Source organism: Planctomyces sp. SH-PL62, from assembly GCF_001610895.1.
GTDB lineage: Bacteria > Planctomycetota > Planctomycetia > Isosphaerales > Isosphaeraceae > Paludisphaera.
Genome location: NZ_CP011273.1, coordinates 410,460 through 432,437, shown reverse-complemented (window position 1 = coordinate 432,437; position 21,978 = coordinate 410,460). Strand labels below are relative to the sequence as shown.

The window sequence follows — 21,978 nt, the reverse complement described above, 5'->3', positions numbered from 1 at the left end:
GCCTCGCCGAAGCCGAGGAACCGGGCGGGCGGCCGCCAGGGACGCGACGGCCTGCGCTCAGAGGCCGAGGCGGCCCTTGAGCTCGTCGAGGATCTCGGCGGTCTTGGAGGCGCCGAAGCGGTCGCAGCCCAGTTCGACGACCGCGATGGCCTGGTCGAGCGTGCGGACGCCGCCGGCGGCCTTGAGCTTCACGCGCGGGGGGGACGACTTGCGCATCAGGATCAGGTCGTCGTGGGTCGCGCCGCCGGTCCCGTAGCCGGTGGACGTCTTGACGTAGCCGGCTCCGACCTCGCCGCAGATGCGGCAGAGGCGGACCTTCTGCTCGTCGGTGAGGTAGCAGTTCTCGAAGATGACCTTCACGACGGCCTCGCGCTCGTGGGCCGCCTCGACGACCGCCTCGATATCGGCGGCGACGGCCGTCCAGTGGCCGCCGACGACCTGGCCGATGTTGACGACCATGTCCAGCTCGGTCGCCCCGTCGTCCATCGCCTGCTTGGCCTCGTACACCTTGACCCGCGTGGCGTGGCCGCCGTGCGGGAAGCCGACGGTGGTCCCCACCTCGACGCCCGTGCCTCGCAGGAGCCGCGAGGCCAGCGGCACGGCGAACGGCTTGATGCAGACGCTGGCGACGCCGTAGTCGGCGGCGACCCGGCAGCCCGACTCCATCTCCTCCTCGGTCAGCGTGGGCTGGAGGAGCGAATGGTCGATCCGCTTGGCGATCAAGCCGTAGGTGAGTTCCAGTGCCATCGCTCGCACGCTCCGGGAAACGCCAGGTCGAAATCGGTCGGTCGGCCGCCGCCGCCGATTGTGGCCCTTCACGGCCCGGCTGGCAAGAGGCGCCGCCGGGCGGGCGTCAGCGGACCGGGTGGGCGCTGGGGCCGTCGCCGGTCCGTCCGTTGGGATCGAGGCCGATGATCCGGCTCTTGGGGCGGCTGCGGTCCACCATCACGGGACCGGCCTCGGGCGTCTCGGCTCCGCCGCGGTTGCCGGCGGTGTCGACCGCCTCCACCCGGATGTGGAACCGGGGCGGGAAGTGGGCGGGGACGGTCCAGACGAACTGGCCGACCGGGTCCTGGGCCTGGACGACCGGCACCCACTCCGCGCCGGGCTGGTCGGGACGCCAGAGGATCGAGACCGGCTTGGGCGCCAGGTTGAGGTCGCCGGCCCGCCACGAGATCGCGACCTTTCCGGAGTGGACGCCCGAGCCGATCTCGGGCGGGAAGAGCTGCATGCTCGGCGGGGTGGTATCCACCTCCACCCAGGTCTGGGGCAGGTCGCCGGAGGAGGGGGGCAAGTCCCCCAGCCCCGAGCTGGACCGGGCCACGAGGCTGATGCCGAAGGTCCCCTCGCCGCCGAGGTCGACGTCGATCGGGGAGGCGCGATCCGGGTCCTCGCCGCGACGGATCCAGGTCCGGCCCCCGTCGCGGGTCATCCACAGCTCGACGATCGCCGGGCCGCCGGGACCCGCGTCGTCGACCGCGTACTGGAGCTTGAACTGAGGGCTGCCGACCAGCATGGTCCCGGCGGCGTCCGATTTCGGGCTCGGGCTCGCGCCGGTTCCTGGGCCTCCCCCCGGATTCGCGAACGCGCCGGGCGCCGACTCGGGGGCCGGGAACGGATCGGGGAAGCCGGGCGGTCGCGTCGGGGCTGGGCTGGCGCCAGGCGCGGGCGCCGACGAGGCGGCGGAGTTCGGCGCCGGGGCGGCCGGTGCGGCCGGGGCGGGGGCTCCCGCCGCGCCGGCGTTCGAGCTGGCGTCCCAGTTGGGGACCGGGGGGGACGAGTTGACCAGCGAATCGGACCCGGCGCGGGCCTGGCGGGCGATCGGCCGCTTGCCGCCGCTCCCCCAGGCCGGCGACCCGCCGCGGGGGGTCGGTTCGTCCTCGACGGGCGTGAAGCTGGAGTCCGGCTCGATCGGCGATCGGCTCCGGCGGAACGGCTCGATCGCCGGGGCCGAGGCGCCCTCGGGATCGAGCGACGCCATGTCGAGCGGCGCGGAGGCCCCCTCGGGCAGCTCGATCTGGGTCTCGAACACGTTGCCGGCCCGGTCCGCGACCGACGCCCGGACCCGGATCGACTCGACCGTGCTCGCGTCCCAGCTTTCCGTCCCCAGCGAGGCGGGGCGGCGGATCGGGGCCCGCTTCCAGTCGCGGGCGCCGGCGACCTGATACTCCAGGGCCAGCGATTTCAGGTCCAGGTTCTCGTCCTTGGCCTCCCAGCGCACCTTAGCCACCGTCCCCTGGCGGCCGTTCGACTCCAGCACGAGGGTCGGCGCCAGGGTGTCCACGATCACCTTCAGGCCCGGCTTGATCGTGTCGTCGCTGGCGGGCGAGAACTGGCCGGTGGACGACATCGTCCGGACCGCGAACCAGTATTCGCCGTCGCGGCGGGCCCGGAACGTGAAGACCTTCTGGTCGGGCGTGGTCCGGCTGACGGAAGCCCAGTGGAACCCGGCGTCCTCGGACGCCCAGAGCTGCAACTCCTTGATCCGGTCCAGGTCCTGGCCCCCCAGGTCGAACGGGATCCGGAACGAACGCTCCTTGTGATAGATCGGGGCGATCGCGTCGTCGTCGGCCGCCATCGCCGCCGGCGACCAGGGCGCGACGAGACCGAGCGCGAGGGCCCACGCCCGGATCGCTCTCGCCCTCAGTCCGCGTTTGGTCGCCGTTAACGCCACAGTCTCAATCCCCCGGCCCGTGTCCAGCCGTCGTCGCGCGCCCCTTCTCCATCACCCCGGGCGCACGGCCTACGCCGGTCTTATCGACCCCTCGCGTCGACCGGCTTGAAACGATTCGTCCGCCCAGGCCGATTGCGCCGACGGCAATCCCCCAGTCCGATCGAGGATGGGAAGGGAGGGCGAAATGGCGAACCCCGATCCCATCGCGGCGCTCCGTCAGCATCCTCGGGAGGGGGGTGACCCGCGTGGGCCGGATGAGGGGGAAGACCAGCACGAAGGCCGCCGGCGTTTCAAGCGACCGGACTGCGAATCCCGACGGCTTCCGTGCTCGTCCTCCCCCTCATCTGACCCCTCCGGGGTCTGTCTTCCCCCGCGAGGGGGGAAGTCCGTTTGATTGCGGGCGAGGTCCGAACGGGCGGTTCAGGCGTTGGCCCGGAAATCCTTGACGATGGCGGTGTACTGGGAGGCGAGGTCGCGGATTCGGGCGAAGTCGCCGGCGGCGACGGCCCTGGGCTCGACGAGGGAGCCGCCGACGCCGAGGCAGCAGGCGCCGGCCTTGAGGAAGGCGGCGGCGGTGGTCAGGTCGACGCCGCCGGTGGGCATGAGCCGGATCTGGGGGAGCGGCCCGCGGACGGCCTTGAGGAAGGGGGGGCCGCCGATCTCGGCGGGGAAGACCTTGACCACGTCGGCCCCGGCTTCCCAGGCGGTGAGGATCTCGGTGGGGGTGAAGGCGCCGGGCATCACGGCCTTGTCGTAGCGGCGGCAGAGCCGGATCACGTCCAGGTTCACCGTGGGGCTGACGAGGTACTCGGCCCCGGCCAGGATCGCCGCGCGGGCGGTCTCGGAATCGAGTACGGTCCCGGCGCCGAGGACCAGGGCGTCGCCCAGGGCGCGTCGGGCGTCGCGGATGACGTCCAGGGCGTCGGGCACCGTGAACGTGATCTCGGCGGCCGTCACGCCGCCGTCGGCCAGGGCTTCCACGACCTTCACCAGGGCCTCGCCCGACTCCGCCCGGACGACCGCCACGATCCCGCCGTCGAGGATCCGCCTGAGGTTGCGTTCGCGACTCATGGGAGCATGCTTTCCTGTTTCTCGGGGAGGAATCGCTCCAGCAGCGCCGCCAGCTCCGGCGCGCTGGGGATCTCCTTGAACCAGAGGATCGGGCCGGGGAGCTTCTCCACGGCGTCCTCGTCGACCTTGAGCTTCTCGGAGATCACCATCACGAACCGGGGGGGCCCCAGCCGGGGGAGCTGGTCCAGCAGGCGGTCGAGCGTGGCCTTCTTCCAGAAGCCGACGACCTCCACGAACGCATCCACGCCGGTCTTCTTGTGCACGGCGCGAAAGTCGGGGACCCAGACCCCCTCGCGGCCCAGCTCGACGATCTCGGTCGTCTCGGTCAGCTCCCACGCGGGGGCGACCTGGCGGAACCGCTCGGCGAAGGCGGGGATCTCGGGAGGGACGTAGACGCCCGTGTCGGCCGTGTGCGAGACCAGGCCGATGTTGGCGTCGACGTGGAAGCTCCGGGGGTCTCGTTTGGGCCCCCAGCGCAGCTCGGCGTCGAGCCGGAAGTCGCGGCAGCGGAGCAGGGACGGCAGGAAGAGCGCCATCTGGAGGCCGTATCGCGTCGTCGCGCTGAACAGGCTCAGGGGGCCGTCCAGGTGGAAGGTGTAGCCCTCGCGCATCGTCCCGCTCACCCGGTAGAGGAGCCGGTGGAATTTGAGCTGGCGGAACAACTGCCGATACCGCGCGGGGGTCTCGTTGCGGACGTCGACCGTCACGCGGACCGAGCGCAGGAGGACCGTCTGCGCGAGGGCCGTGTTGTAGCGATCGAGCAGTCGCTGGGCGGTCATGTCCTGGAACGAGAGCATCCGGTTCTCGTCGCGGAGATCGGCGAAGAGGCCGTCGATCAGGGTCTTGGGCTCGACGCCCAGTTCCTTGGCGACCCCTTCCAGCACCACGTCGCGCCGGAAGGCGGGGCGAGGGCCTCGGCCGGCCTCGGGGAGCGGGTTGCCGTCGTGGGGATGGGCCTGGGCGAGCGTCTTGCGATACTCGGCGGCGGCCGTGAAGACCTTCTCGCGGATCACGTCCGGGGGGACGTCGGCGACGACCTCGAATTCCGCGCCGTCCTCCAGGACCTTCGCCAGCCCGCGATGCACGAGCGTCGCCTTGCCCCCGCCGCCGAACAGCTCGTCGATCTCCCCTTCGATCTCGCCTCGGGTCATCCCGACGCCTTCGCGGAAGATCGCCAGCAGGCTCTCCGCCGCCTCCAGCCACTGCGCGCTCTCGCGGTTCAGATACAGCGGCAGCACCCGCTCCTTGCTGATCTTCACCCGCACCAGGTCTCCGGTCAGCATCGGGGGGGACCCCCGCGCCGGCCTCTCGGGGAGCGGGCCGGTCCCTGGGCGGCACCCGCCGGGCGCTCGCGCCGGCGTGGCGCCGGCTGGAATTGGCTGAGTTGGTCCACTTCACCCTCGCTTCGTGCGGCTCGCCGGGCCTTGCGGGGCGATCCTCGACCCGCGCCGCGAGTGGAGCTATCTTACCGCATCGCGGGCTGGGAGGGGGCGCGTCGGGCGAGAATCGCCATCCCGGGCCCCCTCGGGAGGGGGGCCGCGGGATGGGCGGCCTGAACGGCGGCGGGGCCCCCGCTACATGATCGGTCTGGCCCGCTCCGCGCTGGGATCGGAGGCGTAATCGACGCCCCGGGGGTCCTGCTGGTGCAGCGAGAAGGCGGCGAGATCCCCCTCGGGGTGCTTGATGTAACGGTCGACGGGGACCATGCCCAGGCGGACCAGGACCCCGCGGGGGTGGTCGGCGTGGACGGGCTGAGCGCCGAAGGCGTCCCTGAGCGCCTCGTCGAGCGCCAGGCCCTGGAGGGCCGACGAGGCGGACAGGAGCGGCAGGCCGCCCCAGAGCTCGCCGGGGAAGGCTCGCGACGGCCGGGGGGGGAGCGGGCCGGGCAGGTTGATCTGCCGGATCCTGGTGCAGGAATCATGGTCGGACAGCCGGCGGAGCAGGTCCATCCCGACGAACTCGGCCGTCCCGCGCCCCGAGCGCTCGAACTCCTCGGCGAAGTGGATCAGGTTCTCGCAGGTCGTGTGGTCGATGATCGTCACGCCGTCCTGGAAGTGGAGCAGGAGCCGATCCGCCTGGTGGGGGATCGCGGCCAGCGCCCGGTTGACCTGCAGCGAGTTGAAGCAGACGAGCGGGCCGTCGAACCGGACGTGGTACGAGCCGCCGTCGACGGCCGCCTGGGCGACCGGGCTGCGGAACAGGCCCGCCAGGCGCCCGGGGGCCCGCGCGATCGCCTCCGCGACCCCCGCGCCCCGCGAGGCGAACGCCAGGTTGAGCGCCAGCTTGGCGGCGATCCCCACGCCGATCCCGATCAGCAGGTCGCTCATGAGGGTGGCGACGACCGTGATCGTGAACAGGCCCAGTTGCTCGCGGCCGATGCTCGCGACGTGCCGCCACACGCCCGGCTCGCTCATCTTGTAGCCGGTGTGGATCAGGATCGCCGCCAGCGCGGCCAGGGGGATCATGCCGATCAGCGGCCTCGCCACGAACAGGAAGAAGAGGAGGAAGACGGCGTTGTAGAAGTTGGCCCAGAGCGTCCGCCCGCCGCCGACGATGCAGGCCTTGCTCTTCACGCCGCCCGGGATGATCGTCAGGCCGCCGGCCAGGCTGGACGCGATGTTCAGCACGCCCATCGAGAACAGCACCCGGTTCGGGCTCGACTTCCTCCGGAACGGGTCGATCTTGTCGATCGCCTGGGCCGTCGCCAGCGACTCCACCCCGTCCACCAGCGTCAAGGTCAGGACGGCGGCCAGGGCGGCGCCCCAGAGGGCGGTGTCGCCGAGAAGGCCGGCGAAGTTCGGCAGCACCAGCCCGTGGCCCAGGATCTGGTCGGGGAGGTGGATCAGCGCGCCGTCCCCGAGGCCCAGCAGCCGGCCGAGCACGATCCCCACGACGACCACCGTCAGCTGGGGCGGGACCTTCCGCAGCGGGCCGGCCCGCCGCGAACCGAGCGCGAACAGGAGCGCCAGGCAGGCCAGGCCCAGCCCGAAGACCCGGGGCTGCATGTGCCGCAGGGCCGCCGGCGTCTCGGCGAGGTACTCGAAGAACTCGTGCGCGTGGTAGTTGGCGCCGAGGAAGTTCGGGAGCTGCTTGGCGATGATCATCAGGCCGATCGAGGCCAGCATCCCCTCCACCACCGCCGCCGGGAAGATCGCGCTGAAACGCGCCGCCTTGAGCAGGCTGAGCACCACCTGGACGACGCCGACGATCGAGATCACGACCAGGAGCAGGGGATAGCCGGTCGCCAGGTCGCCCCGCCCCAGGGTCAGCATCGCGGCCAGGAGCACCGGGGCCAGCCCGGCCGCCGGCCCGCTGACGGTCACGTACGACCCCCCCAGGAAGGGGAGCAGCAGCCCGGCGATGATCGCCGAGAAGAGGCCCGCGATCGGCGGCGCCCCGGACGCCACCGCGATCCCCAGCGACAGCGGCAGCGAGATCAGGGAGACCAGCAGCCCGGCCATCAGGTCGTGCCGCCAGTACTTCAGCCCCGCCACGCCGTTGGCCGGCTTCTCCTGCGGCGAGGCCTGCCCCGCCTGATCGCCTTCCGCCGCCCTGATCCCCTCGGACCCGTGCATGGTCGACCCCCGGCGCGACGCCCTTGCCGCGAGCCCGCGCGTCGTCGTCTTCGCCGCGTGTGCGGCGCGCGAGCGTCCGCCGGCCGAATGGGGGTTAGAGATCGTCTAACGACCGCGTCATCGCGGCGGATCCGTCCAGGAGACGCCTTCCCGCCCCCGCTGTCAAGGGCGTCGCGGGATCGCCTGGCCGTCGCGCCGGCCGTCACTCGCCGTCGTATGCACTGTGCTGCCTCCGACGGTTGGACGTGTATTCCTCGACGGTGCCCCGGGTGACGACCTCGTACAGCACGGCTTGTTTGTCGCCCGACTTGCGGAGGATGCGGCCGAGGCGCTGGACGTGTTCGCGGACGGAGCCGGAGCCGCTCAGGATGATGGCGACGTTGGCCTCGGGGACGTTCACGCCTTCGTTCAGGACCTTGCTGGTGGCCACGATCGGGTAGGCCCCGGAGTTGAACCGGAGGAGGATCTCCCGGCGCTCCTTGGTCTTGGTCTGGTGGGTGATGACCGGGACGAGGAAGCGGCGGGCGATGGTGTAGACGGTGGCGTTGTCGTGGGTGAAGATCAGCACGCGATCCTGGTTGTGGCGGTCGAGGAGCCGGTCCAGGAGCTTGAGCTTGGCGGGGGCGGCCAGGGCCAGCTCGCGCTGGCGGCGATAGGCGTGGAAGGCCTCGCGGCCTTCGGGGGAGCGGAAGGCCAGGAACAGGAACCGGCTCCAGCCGTCGGGCCGGCGCATGTCGATGCCCGATCCGCTGACGAACGCCCGGTAGCACTCGCGGGCGTTCTCGTACTGGAGCCGCTCCTCGTCGCTGAGGGCGACGAACAGGGGGATCGTCTGGTATTCGGCCAGGAACTGGCCCTTGAGCTGGGTGATCTCGCGACGATAGACGATCGGCCCGATCAATTGATCCAGGTGCGTATGTGCGTTGTCGGCCCGTTCCGGGGTGGCGGTCAGGCCCATGCGGAACGGGGCGATGGAGGCGACGGCGGAGAGCCCGTACGTCGCGCCCGGCAGGTGGTGGCACTCGTCGAAGACGATCAGGCCGAACCGATCGCCGAGCCGCTCCATGTTGAGGTAGGCCGAGTCGTACGTGGTGACGGTGATCGGCTGGACGTCGTTGTAGCCGCCGCCGAGGAGGCCGATCTCGACGCCGAAGCTCATCGTCAGCTCGTCGTACCACTGGTTCATCAGGTCGATGGTCGGGGTGACGATCAGGGTGGGCCTACCGGCCTTCTCGATCGCCATGTTCGCCAGGTGGGTCTTGCCGGTGCCGGTGGGGAGGACGACGACGCCCCGGCCCCCCGCCTTCCACCAGGCGTCGAGCCCCTCCACCTGATGCGGGAACGCCTCCTTGGCGACCAGGATCTTCCAGGGGGTCTGGGTCGGGCCGTAGCCCCGGGCCTCGTCGGCGTAGGCGACCTTCCGCGCGCGGAGGTGCTCGACGAGCGGGCGATACCAGATCGCCTCGGCCCGGAAGATCTTCGACCGGGGATCGAACTTGACGCCGGGGAGCCCCGCCTCGTCCCCTTCGGCCAAACCCTCGACGATCACCGTCCCCCGGTCGAAGGCCAGCCGCAAGGGGGCCTTCTCGCCCAGTTCCGCGTTCGCCCCGCCCTCGCTCATGAACCGGCCGCTCCGATCCGCTAGCCGCCTCGCCCCTCGCCGCGCCGCTGACTATTTATCCAGTCTACCCGACCGCTTCGCCGCCGACGAGTCCGCCCCTTCGGCCGCTCGCCGCGCCCCCCGAAATTGGCTTCGTCCGCCCGCCCCCGAAACCGAACCCATCGGCCGCAAACCCTTTCCAGACCAGACGATATCCCAGGAAAACGGATCCGAAAATTGGCTTCGTTCGGCGCGTTTCGTCGTAGGAAATCTCGAACCCGTGCGGGCGTCGTGATCGCCGAAACCACGGGAACGACGGCCTCGAACGGAGCCCCCCACCTTGAATCTGGATCACGATCGTCGTCCTGGAATGAAGAACCCCCGCGACGGCCTCGGGGGAGGGCGGCGCGGGGGTTGGTTCCTGGTTCGCGAAGGAGGGGACGGGGCCCGGCTCGGGGCTGCGACTCCGACGTCCTCCGGGGACTCGGCGCGGTCGCTCCCGAAGTCTCCGCGACGTTACGTTAATCGATGGTGACTCGCCCGGCCTTGAGAGCGATGAGACGGGGATCGTCCGAACCGCCCTGCAGAATCTCGTCGGGATCAGCGCCGAGGGGGACCCTGAAGAGCATCAACCGCACGGTATAGCGTCCGGGAGGCAGGACCAACGACTCGGAGAAAGTCGGATGCGAGACCTCAGGGCCGCACTTGAAGATCTGGTCCGCGTAATGACGCGAGACGACCTCTTCGCCGGTGGCCGAATCCTCGACCTTCAGGCCCCAAAGGCACGAGAAGGTGGAAACGTGATCTTGAAACGTCCCCTCGGAGGAAACCTCCAAGGCTGCCTCTCGCCGCGACAGGCTTAGCTTGGAAAGCGAGAAACTGGCGGACGGTCCCTTCGCCTCGATCGCACCCGGCGGCAGGGCGGGGGGATGTTCGCCGGGACGAGCCATCTTTCCTTCCGACGCATGTCTGGGGCCGCCACCCTCTGGTCCTTGAGCGAGGATCGTCCTGGTCAAGTACCAGCTCGGCGCGGCGAGGAGCCCAAGAACGGCGATGCCGAAGAGCGTCGATCGTCTCATGCCGGACCTCCTGTTGTTCCTCGAGATCGGGAAGAAGCGCTCTCGTCCCGAACGGAACCCGACCGCCGTTTCGGGGCCGATTCCCAATAGCTGAGTGGAGCAGAACCCCCCTGGATACAAACCTGAATTTTTGAGACTTCTCACTTAACTCCACCGAGTCCCGGCGGAATCGCTTCGGGTGCCACGAGTTCGGAGAACCCGTGGCACCCCGATCGCCGTCTCCCCACCCCCTCGAGCATCGGCCCGAGGCGTCTCGCGAGGGCGGTCCGGCGCACCAGACGCGCCGCGAGCGGCGGATCGCGTCATTTCTCGGCTTCGACCTTCGCCTTGACGTCGAAGTCGTAAGGGCGGCGTTCGGTGGTGACCTCGACCTGCTCTTCGTGCTCGACGGGGTCGTTCTTGGAGCCCTTCTTCTTGGCCGCCGGTTGGGCGCTCAGCGAGGCCATGAAGGGGTCGTCCTGGAAGGCGGGGTCCGCGCCGGCGGGGGTGGTCGCGAGCCGGGTCACGACGACCCGGTACTTGCCGACGGCCGCGCCGGGGGTCTCCCGGGTGACGAGGGAGTACTTGCCGTCGGGGCCGGTGTTCGCATCGGCGGTGAGGGAGCCGTCGGGTCCTTCGGGGAGGAACATGACCGCCGCGTCGGCCAGGGGTTCGCCGTTCAGCGTGATCGTGCCGGCGACCGGGACGAAGGTGGGGCCGGAGCCGCAGCCCGCGGAGGCGAGCAGGGTGCAGCCGAGGAGGAGCGACAGGGCGCGTTTCATGAGGATCGATCCAATCCTGCTGGAAGGACGGGGAAAGGTGCCGACCGGCGGCCCCCCTCAGCGTCGAAGGGGACCGCGCGGCCGGGAATCTCCGGGGCGGGCCGATCAGAGCGAGTCGGAGCTGACGACCTCGCCGTTGCCGATGGTCTGGATGCCGTACCAGGCCTCGGGGTCGATCGAGTTCTTGATGAACTTGACCGAGCCGTCGGCGAAGGCGACGTTGACGCCGCCGGGGTGCCGGCTGCTGTTCGACCAGGCGTAGCCGAGCTTCTTGGGGTTGTTGGCCGCGGAGACGTTGGCGATCAACGCCACGCCGTTCGGCATCGTGCCGGGCCAGCCGGTGCTGGTCTTGGGGTAGACCAGGGCGTGCGTCGACGTCCACAGCCCCTGGCCCCAGTACGGGCCGTAGGCGATGCTCGTCTTCAGCTTCCGGGATTCCAGGATCAGCGTCGTGTTGCTGGTGCCGTCGGTGATGTTGGCGATCGTCGTCCCCCGGTCGTTGTACGAGAAGACGCCGCCGTCGCGGGGCCGGCTGGTGTTGGACCGGCCGTTGCCGTTCTCATACAGCAGGGCGCAGGGGAGGGCGTAGTTGCAACGCTGCGAGAGGTAGCCGTTGTAGGGGCCGACGGCCGTCGCCGCCGTGGGGTTGTAGGGCTCGACGACCTCGTCCGACGGGCAGTTGTAGGCGGCGACGACCGACGACGTGACGGTCGTGTTCGCCAGGTACGACGACACCCCGCCCACCGGCTTGTTGTTGGGCGCGGCGTTGGTCGCCGGGCACGACGGCAGGGCGTAGTTGTAGGCGTTGGCCAGCGCCGTCTGCTCGAGCTGGGGCAGGATCAGGACCAGGGCGGTGGTGTTCAGCACGAAGCCCTGGCCTTCGGCGTCGTTGGACGTCGCGATGGTCGTGGCCGACCAGATCTTCGCCGGCGGGAACGAGCCGTGGGCCGACTCGTAGTTGTGCATCGCCAGGCCGATCTGCTTCATGTTGTTCGTGCACTGCGAGCGGCGGGCGGCCTCGCGAGCCGACTGGACGGCCGGCAGCAGCAGGGCGATCAGGACGGCGATGATGGCGATCACCACGAGGAGCTCGATCAGCGTGAACCCGCGTTGAGACGCGCGCCGGGGTAGGGCAGTCATCATCAATAAGTCTCCTCCGCGGGCGTCCGGGAAAGGGGACGGGCACCCGACGAATCACGTCGCGACGAGGGAAGAGGACGCAGGGGGATCGGGGGACAGAGAGAGGTGCACTCACCATAGAGTCCTCACCTGGATGCGACAATTCAATTTTCGGCATTCCTTTTCTAAGATCCGGCCTACTCCCGCCCGTCGCGCGATCTTTCGGCCGACGTCGATATGACCCGAGGCCGGTGGACGGCTATACTGGACCCTCAGGCGATCCGGGAGACGGATCGCGGCCCCGGACGGTCCAGCGAGAAGGCAGTACGAGATGAAGGTACGGCTCGACAAGCTCGTCGCCGAGCGATTCCAGCTCTCCCGCCGCGCCGCGCGCGAGGCGGTCGAGCGCGGCCAGGTCGACGTCGGCGGCGCGCGGCGGATCGACCCGGCCGAGGAGATCGGGCCCGACGACGAGTTGTCGTTCCACCCCAACCGGCCCCGGGTCGACCTGGCGGAACGGCGGCTCACCGTCCTCTATGAAGATCGCGACGTGATGATCGTGGACAAGGCCCCCGGCCTGCTCGTGCAGCCCACGCAGCTCCGCGAGCGCGACACCCTGCTGGAACGCGCGGGTCGCTATCAGATCCACAAGCGGGGCGTGAAGAAGCCTTACGTCGGGATCGTCCACCGGATCGACCAGCTCACCTCCGGCGTGATCCTGCTGGTGACCTCCCCGCGCGCCCTGCGGCCGTTCCAGGAGCTGTTCCGGACCCACACGATCGAGCGCGAATACCTCGCGGTGGTGGAGGGGGTCTTCTTGACCCCCGAGGGGAGCATCGACCTCCCGCTGGTGGACGACGCCGGCGACAACCGCCGGGGGGTCTCGCGCGAGCCCGGCGTGGGCGTCCCGGCGACGACCCACTTCCGCGTGATCGAGAGCTACGGCACCGTCGCCAGCCTCGTCGCCATCCGCCTGGAGACCGGCCGGACGCACCAGATCCGCATCCACCTCGCGGCGCTCGACCACACGGTCGTGGGCGATCCCGTCTACGGCCGCCGAGGCCGGCCCAAGTTCCCGGTCCGCTTCCGGCGCCAGGCGCTCCACGCCGCGTCCCTCGGCTTCATCCACCCGCTCTCCGGCCAGTCGATCCGCGTCGAGGCCCCGGTCCCCACCGACTTCACCAACCTGACCGACGAGTTGAAGCACGAGTACGGCGTCATCCGGGTCGACGAACAGGGCTGACGGGCCGACGCCGGCGGATTCATGGCGGGGGAAGGCGGCCGAACCGAGGACGCGCCGGCGTTCGCGCTCGTCGCCCCTTCGCCCTTGAGGAGCGGGAGGGCTACGAGGCTTCCCGGCCTAGATTCCGGCTTCCGGGATCGGGGGGGGCGGCGGGGAATTCGCCGGTGTCCGTGATGGTCGTCTCCTGGGCGTGGGCGGTCTGGGCGTGGCCTTCGAGGATCGCCGACGATTCGGGGGAGGGGATGGTGTAGCCGGCGACGATCAGGGTGATGTTGTCCTTGCCGCCGGCGTCGAGGGCCTTCTCCAGCAGGACGTCGACGCTGCGCTGGGAATCCTCGCCGCGGGCGAGCACCCCGGCGATGTCGGCGTCGGAGACCATGTCGGTGAGGCCGTCGGTGCAGACCAGGAGGCGATCGCCGTCTTCGAGGCGGGTCCAGCGGACGTCGGCCCGGACCTTGCCGCGGTGGCCGCCGAGGTAGTTGGTGAGGGTGTTGCGGCGAGCGTGCTGGCGGACGTCCTCGGGCTTGATCTGTCCGGCGTCGGCGAGCGCCTGCGCGACGGTGTGGTCGTGGGTGAGCTGGGCGAGCTCGCCGCCTCGGAAGAGGTAGGCGCGGGAGTCGCCGACGTGGATCAGGAACAGGTGCGACCCCACGCTGTAGGCGAGCGTCAGCGTGGTCCCCATGCCGAAGAGCCGGCGGTCGTCGTCGCTCTTGCGGGTGAGTCGAAGGTCGATCTCCTGGAAGTACATGCTCATCCGATTGAGCAGGTCGCGGGCCTCGCGCTCGTTGATCTTGAAGCCCCACTTGACCGACTTGTCGGCGAGCCGGACGCCCGTGCTGATGGCCAGCATGCTCGCCACGTCGCCCGCGTTCATGCCCCCCATGCCGTCGGCCACGACCATCGAATAGGCTTCCTCCCCCAGGTGGCCCGGGAGTTCGCCGGCGGGGAGGTTGTCCATCAGGACCTCGATCCGCCGCGAAGCCTTGGCGACCATGTAATGGTCCTCGTTGCGATTCCGCACCTTCCCCGGATGCGAGGTCGCCGCCAGGTCCACCCGAACCGACGAGCTGGCCGGCTCCCTGGCCGAGGGGCGCGCCCCCGAGGCGGTCAGGGGGCTGACCAGGAACTCGTAATGCGCGGTCTCGAACTTCATCGGCATAGCCGCCATCTCGACGCTCCCCCTGCGCGGCCTCGATTGATTCACCTCGCGGGCCCGCTCGCCGCACGATGGTCCTTCACGACATCTTATGCAACTGCCGAGCCGCGGAGGATCCCCCGATCTCCCGAATCCGGATCGAGGGTCGATCAGGGCATCCCGCATTCGTCGGACTCGTCGCCCCGGCCGTCGACTCACTCGCCCCCTCGGCCGCCGGGGCGGGGACGGAGCGACGGCGATCGGGCGTCGGCCTCGCGGTGGGCCCGGCGGAAGGCGCCCGGGGTCGCGCCTGTGGCCTTGCGGAAGACGGCGGCCAGGTATTCGACGTGGGCGAAGCCGGCGCGATCGGAGACGGCGTGGAGCGGCAGCTCGGTCTCGATGAGGAGGTGCTTGACCCGGTCGAGCCGCATCCCCGAGATCGCGTCGTGGATGGTCCGCCCGGTCGAGGCGCGGAAGCGACGGTGCAGCGAGCTGCGCGAGATCCCGGCGTGCTCGACCACGTCGTCCAGGCGGATGCCCCGGCAGGCGTGCTCGCGGATGAACCGCATGGCGTCGGCGACGATCGGGTCGGGGATCGCGGTGACGTCGCTCGACTGCCGCACGGCGATGCCCCGAGGGGGGATGTGCACGGAGCGGGGCGGGGGGGGCTTGCCGGCCAGGACGCCGTCGAGCAGGCGGGCGGCCTCGTAACCGATCCGGCGGCAGTCCGGGATCACGCTGGAGAGCGACGGCTGGGCCAACTCGCAGGCCAGGATCTCGTCGTCGACGCCGATCACGGCGACCTCCTCGGGCACCGCCACGTCGGCGCGACGGCAGGCGTCGAGCGCCTGGACGCCCCGGAAGTCGTTGCAGGCCATCAGGCCCAGCGGCTTGGGCAGGCCGGCGATCCAGCGCGAGACGCGCTCGATCTCGGCCTCCCAGGCCGGCATCTGGTGCCCCCAGGAGACGGCGTGCGCCGGCTCGTACTCCTCACAGGCGAAGCCGGCGGCGGCCACGGCCCGGCGGAAGGCCTCCAGCCGCAGGCGGGACCACTCGAACTGGGGGTAGCCGAAGAAGCCGAAGCGGGTGAAGCCCCGCTCCATCAGGTGCGCGGCGGCCGTCGCGCCGATGGCGGCCTGGTCGCTCTGCACGCTCGGCAGCCCGGAGCGCGGCTCCTGATCGTCCAGGTCGATCGTCGGGATCCCGGTCCGGCGGATCAGCTCGGAGAACTGGGGGTAGAGGGTGGTGATGATGCCGTCGCCGTCCCAGTGCTCCAGCCAGGGCGGGGCCGGGTCCTGCATCGATCGGGGCTCGAAGAAGACGGTCCACGGCCCGTTCTCGCGGACGTACTGGACGGTGCCGTGGAGGATCTCGCGGCCGTAGGCCATCGAGGTCTCGATGATGAACGCGACGTGCGGAGGGCCGGTTCGTCGCCGTCGTCGTGGCATGGCGAGGGCCCGCCGGGTGATCCTCGGGGTCGATCGGAATGAGATTCGGGCCATGCTACAGTGGGTGGAACGTCGGGTCCAGGGCCCGCCGACGGGCGGCGGAAATCCTACATCCGAAGGCCGCCACGCCCGGCCTCGCGACCCCGGAGCGGGGCGAATCCTCTTGATGCGTGGACGCGTCGATACGTCGGATCGGGGCCCGGCCCCGGCCCCGACGCGGTTCCTCGGGGCGGCCGCGCGGGGCTTTCGGGGGGGCGCTCGCCGCTCGTCCAGACCTCGCCGTCGTGACACGATTTCTTAATCGGATTTGCATGATAGCTCAATTCCATTACTGCACAGCCTTTGTTTAACTTGATCCGCCACCCGGGCCCCGGGCCGGCCGCCCTCTCTTCCGATGCGTCTTCCGGGCGTTCCAACCGCCCCGTCCGCGCTCCGCGATCGCTCCGACCGTCCTTGTCGCCCCTAGCACATCCCCCGGTCTTGAGGAGTCACCCGCCCATGCGTCGGAACCGTGGATTCACGCTGATCGAGCTGCTGGTGGTCATCGCCATCATCGCCGTCCTGATCGCCCTGCTGCTGCCGGCCGTCCAGTCGGCGCGCGAGGCCGCCCGCCGGGCGCAGTGCGTCAACAACCTGAAGCAGCTCGGGCTGGCGGCGCAGAACTACATCTCGACTTATGACGTCATGCCGATGCAGTGCAACTACCCGACGTCGGAGATCCAGGACTCGGGCTTCTCGTGGTCCTGGACGGTGGCGATCCTGCCGCAGATCGAGCAGGGCGCGCTGTTCGACTCGATGAACTTCTCGCTCGGCAACTACGGCCTGCACATGACGACGGCCGGTTACACGCAGGTCGCGTCTCTGCTCTGCCCGTCGGAGTCGATCTCCCAGCGGCCGGGTTATCCCTGGGCGACCAGCAGCTACGTGGGCAACTACGGCGGCCCCGGCCAGATCATGGCCTACAGCGGGACGATCGTGCCGCCGAAGGACCTGTTGCTCAACGGCGGGATCGGCACGACCGGCTGGGGGGGAGGCGCGGGAACCGTCCGGATCGCCTCGATCACCGACGGCACGTCGAACACCGCGGTCTTCAGCGAGCACCTGATCGGCCTGGGCCTCGCGCCGGGGGTGGCGTCGATCACGCCCAACTCCAAGGACGCCAGGCGGGTGATCTTCCCCGGCGTGGACACGTCGGGGGTGGGGACGGGGGCCGACGGGGCCATGAGGGCGGCCCAGGCGTGCATGACCCTGCCGCCGACGACCACGGCCAACGCGGGGGCCTCGGCCTACCTCGGCTACAACTGGCTGCTGGGGTATCCGACGCACGTCTCGCTGGTGAACTACATGCACGTCGCCCGGCCCAACAGCCTGCACTGCGGCAACGCGGGCGACATCTCGTACGTCCAGTTCGTCGGCCCGACGGGCTCGGCGGCGGCGAGCAGCAACCACTCCGGCGGCGTGAACGTCGCCCTGGCCGACGGCTCGGTCCGGTTCGTCAAGGACTCGATCAGCCTCCCCGCCTGGTGGGCGCTCGGCTCCCGCTCCGGCGGCGAGGTCCTCAGCGCCGACTCGTACTGATCGACCCGACCGCGTCCCCACGAATCCCGGAGCCGCCCGATGCCAGCCATCCCGACGACGAATGAGAACATGAAGGTGATCAAGCGGGTGAGGGTCGCCGTCGCGGCGGCGCTGATCGCCGCGCTGGGGCCCGGCTGCTGGTCGGAGGACCGGCTGGCGGGCACCCCCACCAACCTCCCCCCCGGGACGATGCCCCCGGCGCCGCCGCTGGAGCAGTCGCCCGTGGACCTGGCGAAGACCGCGAAGGTGAAGGGCCGGAGCAAGGCCAGGCCTTGACTCCCCCTCGCCCGACGACGATCCTGATCCCGAGCGGGTCGACCGGCCCGCTCGCCCGATTCTTTCCGCACCCGGGAGTCACAGCGCCGATGCATCGAAATTTCTTTACGTTCTCGGTCGGCCTCGCGATGGCGGTCGCCGCCGCGCGGGGCCCGGCCTCGGCCGGCGAGCTGAAGGTCGGCGCCGCCGCCGCGAACCTGACGGCCGACGATTCGATGGTGATCGGCGGCGGGATCGGCCCCGGCAAGGCGACCGGCCAGGAGGGGGAGCTGCGGGCGACGGCCATCGTGATCGAGGACCCCCACGGGGAGAAGGTCGCGCTCGTCGAGCTTGACGTGTTGATGGTCGAGCGCGACGTGCTCGACGACGCCGCCCGCCGGATCGAGAAGGAGGCGGGCGTCCCGTTCGACAACGTCCTGATCAACGCCACCCACACCCACCACGCCCCCACCACCTGCACGATCCACGGCTACAGCCGCGAGGAAGCGTTCACGAAGCATGTCGGCGACAAGGCCGTCGAGGCGGCCGTCGCCGCGAACGCACGGCTGGCCCCGGCGACGATGTCGTTCCGGCTCGGCGAGGAATCCTCGGTCGGCCGCAACAGTCGGCTGCTGCTGGCGAACGGGATGATCTACTGGACCGGGGCGACGGACGACTTCGTCCGCCCCACCGGCCCGTTCGACCCCGAACTCCCCGTCTGGGCCTTCCATCGCCCCGACGGCGCGCTGGCGGCCCTGATGTTCAACCACTCCACGCACACCATCGGCGCCCGGACCCCGGGCGTCCGCTCGCCGGGCTTCTACGGCCTGACGGCCCAGGAGCTTGAGAAGGAACTGGGGGGGACGGCCCTGTTCTTCGAGGGCGCCTCGGGCTCCACCCACAACCTCGAGCTCAAGGCCGACGAGATGATCGTCCGCATGAAGGCCGCGGTCCTCGACGCGCTCGCCAGGGCCGAGCCTCGCGCGGTCGACCGGGTGAAGGGGATCCGCAAGGAGATCACCGTCAAGGTCCGCGACTTCGACGAGGAGAAGGACGACGCGGCGGTCGTCGCTTATGAGGCCTACAAGCTCAAGGACCACCCGCAGATCGCCCAGTTCGTCGTCGACGTCTTCCGCGACATGCGCAAGGAGCTGGCCCCCCGCAAGGGCGAGGAACGCAAGACCTGGGTCCAGGCGATCCGCATCGGCGACACGGCCGTCGTCGGCGTCCCGGCCGAGTTCTTCACCGTGCTGGGCCAGGACATCAAGCGCCGGAGCCCGTTCCGCGACACCTTCGTCTTCGAGCTGGCCAACGACTACATCGGCTACGTCCCCGACCGCAAGGGCTTCGAGCTGGGAGGCTACCAGACCTGGACCGGCCTCCACAGCTACACCGCCCCCGGCGTCGGCGAGCAGATCGTCGACGAGGCCCTGGGCCTGCTCAAAACCCTGCACGACGAAGCCCCGAAGCCCTGACCCTCATCGCGGACGGACCAAACCGCCGACGACGTTCGTGAAGGATCTTGCGAATGCGGTATGACTCGAACGCCCCGAGGCGGGCTTGCGGCGTTGGGCTGATCGGTCTGGTCGTGGCGGCGAGGGCCGCGTTCGGGGACGCCCCGGTCGTGCCGGAGCCGCTCGCGCCGGAGGCGGCCGTGAAGACGCTGAAGCTGATCGACCCGGACCTGACGATCACGCTCGTCGCGTCCGAGCCGGACGTGAGCAGCCCGGTCGCGGCGGCCTGGGACGAGGACGGCCGGTTGTTCGTGGCGGAGATGCTCGACTACCCCCGCGGGCCCGCTTCGGGCAAGGTCCGGCTGCTGGAGGACCGAGACGGCGACGGCCGGTATGAGCGCGCCTCGACGTTCGCCGAGGGGCTGAACTTTCCCAACGGCGTCCTCCCCTGGAACGGCGGCGTGCTGGTCACCGCCGCGCCCGACATCCTCTTCCTCAAGGACGACGACGGCGACGGCCGGGCCGACACCCGCCGGGTCGTCCTGACCGGCTTCGCCGAGGGGAACACGCAACTCCGCGTCAACGGCCTGACCTGGGGCGCCGACGGCTGGGTCTACGGCGCGAACGGGAGAAGCGACGGCGTGGTCCGAAAGCCCGGCGATCCCGACTCCGCCGCCGTCCCGCTCCGGTTCCACGACTTCCGCTTCCGCCCCGACACGGGCGAGATCCAGACCGTCTCCGGCTTCAGCCAGTTCGGCCTGCCTCGCGACGATTGGGGGCGGCGGTTCCCCTCGTGGAACACCATCCCGATCCGCCACGTCGTTTTGGAGGAGCGGACGCTCGCCCGCAACCCGTACCTCGCCGAATCGGCGACGGTCGCGACGATCCTCGACCCCGCCGACGGCGGCCGCGTCTTCCCCCTCAGCCCGCCGCCGACCACCTTCAACCGCGAGTCGACGACCTACTTCAACGCGAGCTGCGGCCCGACGATCTATCGCGGCGACCTGCTGGGCGACGTCTATCGCGGCAACGCCTTCTTCGGGGAGTCGCTTACCAACCTCGTCCAGCGCCGGATCCTGGAGCACCAGGGGCCGACGTTCCTCGCCCGCCGCGCCGAGCCCGACCGCGAATTCCTGGCCTCCACCGATCCCTACTTCCGCCCGGTGAACACCGCCACCGGCCCCGACGGGGCGCTCTACGTCGTCGACTTCTACCGCGAGATGGTGGAGCACCCCGACTTCGTCCCGGCCGACCTCCGCGAGTCCATCGAGTTCCGACGCTGGCAAAATCGCGGGCGAATCTGGCGGATCGCGCGGAAGGGATCGACGCCCGCCCAGCCGCCCCGGCTCGGCCAGGCCGACACCGGCGAACTCGTCGCCCTGCTGGAGCACCCCAACGGCTGGCGTCGCGACACGGCCCAACGGCTGCTCACGAACCGTCGCGACCTCGCGGCCTTGCCGCTCCTGGAGACGCTGGCGAGGACCGGCGCGACGCCGCTGGGGCGGATCCACGCGGCCTGGACGCTCGACGGCCTGGGCACGCTCGACGACGCGATCGTCGTGGGACTCCTGGCCGACGCCTCGGCCGACGTACGCGAGGCCGCCGCGAAGCTCGCCGCCGGCCGCCCCGGCCTCGTCGAGGCCGTCGCGACGCGGGCCGACGACCCCGAGAGCCGCGTCCGATTCCAGGCGGCCGTCGTTTTGGGGGACTCGGACGCGCCGCGAGCCGTCGAGGCGCTGGCGCGGATCGCCGCCCGCGACGCCGAGGACGAGTGGACGCGGCTGGCCGTCCTGAGCGGCCTGCGCGACACCGCCTCGCCGTTCCTCGCGACCCTGCTCACGGCCCACCCCGAATGGCTCGCGACGGCGACACCGGGCCAGGCGCGACTCCTCGACGCGACCGCCTCCATCCTGGGGGCGCGGGCGATCCCCGACGAACTGAAGGCCCTCGCGGCCAGGCTCGCCCCCCCCGCCGAAGGCGAGGGCTCGGCCGGGCGGATCGCGCTCCTGCTCGGGCTCTCCGACGGCCTGGCCCGCGCGAACCGTTCGCCGCGCGAGCTGGCGAACCAGGCGGGGTTCGAGAAGCTCGGCGTCCTGCTGGATCGCGCGGCCGAGACGGTCGGGTCGGCCCACGCGAACCCGACCGACCGCGCGCGGGCCTTGACCCTGCTGGCGCGGTTCCGCCCCGACGACGCGGCCGCGCTCGTCCCCGCGCTGCTGTCGGCCGACCAGCCCCCGGCGGTGCAGGCGGCGGCGGCCGAGGCCGTCGTCGAGGTCGGCTCGGCGCCCCTGGCGGCTCGGATCTTCGAGTCCTGGGAGACGATCCCCACCGCCCCCCGGCGCGCGGTGTTGGCCGCGATGATCCGCTCGACGCCGCTGGCCGGGCGGCTCGTCGAGGCGATCGAGGACGACGTGGTGGCCCTGTCCGAGTTGACGCCCGCCGAGCGCGAGTCGCTCCGGTCCTCGCCCGACTCCGAGGTCGCGGGCCGGGCGGCGGCCCTGCTGGAGTCGCGCACGCCCCGCGACCGCGCCGAGGTCGTGGCCAGGTTCCAGCCGGTGCTGAGCCTGACCGGCGATCCCGGACGGGGCCGCGAGTTGTTCGTCAAGAACTGCCGGACCTGCCACCAGCACCGGGGCGACGGCTACAAGGTCGGCCCGGACCTCTCGGGGGTCGCGAGCCGTCCCGAGTCGGCCCTGCTCAAGGACGTGCTCGACCCCAACGCCGACGTGTCGCCCGACCTCGTCGCCTTCACCGTGCTGACCAAACGCGGCCAGACGCTCTCGGGCCTGCTCGTCGAGGAGACCGCCGCCAGCCTCAAGCTCCGCGCCGCCGAGGGGGTCGAAGAATCCATCCTCCGCTCCGAGATCGAGGCCGTCCGCCCGTCGGGCCGCTCCCTCATGCCCGAAGGCTTCGAAGACGCCCTCGGCGAGCAGGGCCTCGCGGACCTCATCGCCTTCCTCAAACAACCATGACCCGGGCGCGGCGG

16 protein-coding genes are annotated in these 21,978 nt (G+C 70.8%); 5 read left to right on the top strand and 11 right to left on the bottom strand.

Annotated elements, in window-relative coordinates; translation table 11 throughout:
• Positions 1-57: 57 nt before the first annotated feature.
• The 9 genes from deoC to VT85_RS01615 form a co-directional block, all read right to left on the bottom strand.
• Positions 58-747, bottom strand: coding sequence for a deoxyribose-phosphate aldolase (gene deoC / locus VT85_RS01655; protein ID WP_068409601.1), 690 nt, complete (start codon positions 745-747; stop codon positions 58-60).
• Between the two features lie 106 nt (positions 748-853).
• The gene (locus VT85_RS01650) at positions 854-2,578 is read right to left on the bottom strand and encodes a hypothetical protein (protein ID WP_156512612.1); all 1,725 of its coding nucleotides are present in this window, start codon (positions 2,576-2,578) and stop codon (positions 854-856) included.
• Between the two features lie 516 nt (positions 2,579-3,094).
• On the bottom strand, positions 3,095-3,745 hold the full coding sequence (locus VT85_RS01645; RefSeq protein ID WP_068409597.1) for a bifunctional 4-hydroxy-2-oxoglutarate aldolase/2-dehydro-3-deoxy-phosphogluconate aldolase: 651 nt from the start codon (positions 3,743-3,745) through the stop codon (positions 3,095-3,097).
• Positions 3,742-5,028, bottom strand: coding sequence for a DUF790 family protein (locus VT85_RS01640; protein ID WP_068409596.1), 1,287 nt, complete (start codon positions 5,026-5,028; stop codon positions 3,742-3,744). The genes VT85_RS01645 and VT85_RS01640 overlap by 4 nt, the downstream gene beginning before the upstream one ends.
• A gap of 291 nt (positions 5,029-5,319) precedes the next feature.
• Positions 5,320-7,320, bottom strand: a complete 2,001-nt coding sequence (locus VT85_RS01635) for a SulP family inorganic anion transporter (RefSeq protein ID WP_068409594.1) — start codon at positions 7,318-7,320, stop codon at positions 5,320-5,322.
• 202 nt (positions 7,321-7,522) lie between these two features.
• Positions 7,523-8,941, bottom strand: a complete 1,419-nt coding sequence (locus VT85_RS01630; protein WP_068409592.1) for a DEAD/DEAH box helicase family protein — start codon at positions 8,939-8,941, stop codon at positions 7,523-7,525.
• 500 nt (positions 8,942-9,441) lie between these two features.
• Positions 9,442-9,999, bottom strand: a complete 558-nt coding sequence (locus tag VT85_RS27280) for a hypothetical protein (protein WP_156512611.1) — start codon at positions 9,997-9,999, stop codon at positions 9,442-9,444.
• A 302-nt stretch (positions 10,000-10,301) separates the two neighbouring features.
• Positions 10,302-10,760: a hypothetical protein gene (locus VT85_RS01620; RefSeq protein ID WP_068409589.1), complete on the bottom strand. Its 459-nt coding sequence runs from the start codon at positions 10,758-10,760 to the stop codon at positions 10,302-10,304.
• A gap of 105 nt (positions 10,761-10,865) precedes the next feature.
• Positions 10,866-11,903, bottom strand: coding sequence for a DUF1559 domain-containing protein (locus tag VT85_RS01615; RefSeq protein ID WP_197491037.1), 1,038 nt, complete (start codon positions 11,901-11,903; stop codon positions 10,866-10,868).
• Between the two features lie 307 nt (positions 11,904-12,210).
• Between VT85_RS01615 and VT85_RS01610 the strand changes: the two genes are divergently transcribed.
• The gene (locus tag VT85_RS01610) at positions 12,211-13,122 is read left to right on the top strand and encodes an RluA family pseudouridine synthase (protein WP_068409587.1); all 912 of its coding nucleotides are present in this window, start codon (positions 12,211-12,213) and stop codon (positions 13,120-13,122) included.
• Between the two features lie 100 nt (positions 13,123-13,222).
• Here the strand turns inward: VT85_RS01610 and VT85_RS01605 are convergent, their stop codons facing one another.
• Complete coding sequence (locus VT85_RS01605; protein ID WP_197491036.1) at positions 13,223-14,290, bottom strand: PP2C family protein-serine/threonine phosphatase; 1,068 nt, start codon at positions 14,288-14,290, stop codon at positions 13,223-13,225.
• 182 nt (positions 14,291-14,472) lie between these two features.
• Positions 14,473-15,705, bottom strand: coding sequence for a xylose operon transcription regulator XylR (locus VT85_RS01600; RefSeq protein ID WP_068421220.1), 1,233 nt, complete (start codon positions 15,703-15,705; stop codon positions 14,473-14,475).
• A gap of 498 nt (positions 15,706-16,203) precedes the next feature.
• Here VT85_RS01600 and VT85_RS01595 point away from each other — a divergent pair, with 498 nt between their 5' ends.
• From VT85_RS01595 to VT85_RS01580, 4 genes are all read left to right on the top strand, one after another.
• Positions 16,204-17,283 (top strand): DUF1559 domain-containing protein, encoded by a 1,080-nt coding sequence (locus VT85_RS01595; RefSeq protein WP_068409583.1) that lies wholly within the window; start codon positions 16,204-16,206, stop codon positions 17,281-17,283.
• A gap of 39 nt (positions 17,284-17,322) precedes the next feature.
• The gene (locus VT85_RS01590; protein ID WP_197491035.1) at positions 17,323-17,559 is read left to right on the top strand and encodes a hypothetical protein; all 237 of its coding nucleotides are present in this window, start codon (positions 17,323-17,325) and stop codon (positions 17,557-17,559) included.
• Positions 17,560-17,648: 89 nt separating this feature from the next.
• Complete coding sequence (locus tag VT85_RS01585) at positions 17,649-19,013, top strand: hypothetical protein (RefSeq protein ID WP_197491034.1); 1,365 nt, start codon at positions 17,649-17,651, stop codon at positions 19,011-19,013.
• A 53-nt stretch (positions 19,014-19,066) separates the two neighbouring features.
• Positions 19,067-21,964: a PVC-type heme-binding CxxCH protein gene (locus tag VT85_RS01580; RefSeq protein ID WP_068409581.1), complete on the top strand. Its 2,898-nt coding sequence runs from the start codon at positions 19,067-19,069 to the stop codon at positions 21,962-21,964.
• The last annotated feature ends 14 nt before the right edge of the window (positions 21,965-21,978 follow it).

What these genes read in the sequence shown, in the direction of transcription:
- VT85_RS01595 (WP_068409583.1), top strand. Translation starts at nt 16,204, where the DNA reads ATGCGTCGGAACCGTGGATTCACGCTGATCGAGCTGCTGGTGGTCATC.
- VT85_RS01610 (WP_068409587.1), top strand. Translation starts at nt 12,211, where the DNA reads ATGAAGGTACGGCTCGACAAGCTCGTCGCCGAGCGATTCCAGCTCTCC.
- VT85_RS01580 (WP_068409581.1), top strand. Translation starts at nt 19,067, where the DNA reads ATGCGGTATGACTCGAACGCCCCGAGGCGGGCTTGCGGCGTTGGGCTG.
- VT85_RS01585 (WP_197491034.1), top strand. Translation starts at nt 17,649, where the DNA reads ATGCATCGAAATTTCTTTACGTTCTCGGTCGGCCTCGCGATGGCGGTC.
- deoC (WP_068409601.1), bottom strand. Translation starts at nt 747, where the DNA reads ATGGCACTGGAACTCACCTACGGCTTGATCGCCAAGCGGATCGACCAT.
- VT85_RS01650 (WP_156512612.1), bottom strand. Translation starts at nt 2,578, where the DNA reads ATGGCGGCCGACGACGACGCGATCGCCCCGATCTATCACAAGGAGCGT.
- VT85_RS01590 (WP_197491035.1), top strand. Translation starts at nt 17,323, where the DNA reads ATGCCAGCCATCCCGACGACGAATGAGAACATGAAGGTGATCAAGCGG.
- VT85_RS01630 (WP_068409592.1), bottom strand. Translation starts at nt 8,941, where the DNA reads ATGAGCGAGGGCGGGGCGAACGCGGAACTGGGCGAGAAGGCCCCCTTG.
- VT85_RS01600 (WP_068421220.1), bottom strand. Translation starts at nt 15,705, where the DNA reads ATGCCACGACGACGGCGACGAACCGGCCCTCCGCACGTCGCGTTCATC.
- VT85_RS01645 (WP_068409597.1), bottom strand. Translation starts at nt 3,745, where the DNA reads ATGAGTCGCGAACGCAACCTCAGGCGGATCCTCGACGGCGGGATCGTG.
- VT85_RS27280 (WP_156512611.1), bottom strand. Translation starts at nt 9,999, where the DNA reads ATGAGACGATCGACGCTCTTCGGCATCGCCGTTCTTGGGCTCCTCGCC.
- VT85_RS01605 (WP_197491036.1), bottom strand. Translation starts at nt 14,290, where the DNA reads ATGGCGGCTATGCCGATGAAGTTCGAGACCGCGCATTACGAGTTCCTG.
- VT85_RS01640 (WP_068409596.1), bottom strand. Translation starts at nt 5,028, where the DNA reads ATGCTGACCGGAGACCTGGTGCGGGTGAAGATCAGCAAGGAGCGGGTG.
- VT85_RS01620 (WP_068409589.1), bottom strand. Translation starts at nt 10,760, where the DNA reads ATGAAACGCGCCCTGTCGCTCCTCCTCGGCTGCACCCTGCTCGCCTCC.
- VT85_RS01635 (WP_068409594.1), bottom strand. Translation starts at nt 7,320, where the DNA reads ATGCACGGGTCCGAGGGGATCAGGGCGGCGGAAGGCGATCAGGCGGGG.
- VT85_RS01615 (WP_197491037.1), bottom strand. Translation starts at nt 11,903, where the DNA reads ATGATGACTGCCCTACCCCGGCGCGCGTCTCAACGCGGGTTCACGCTG.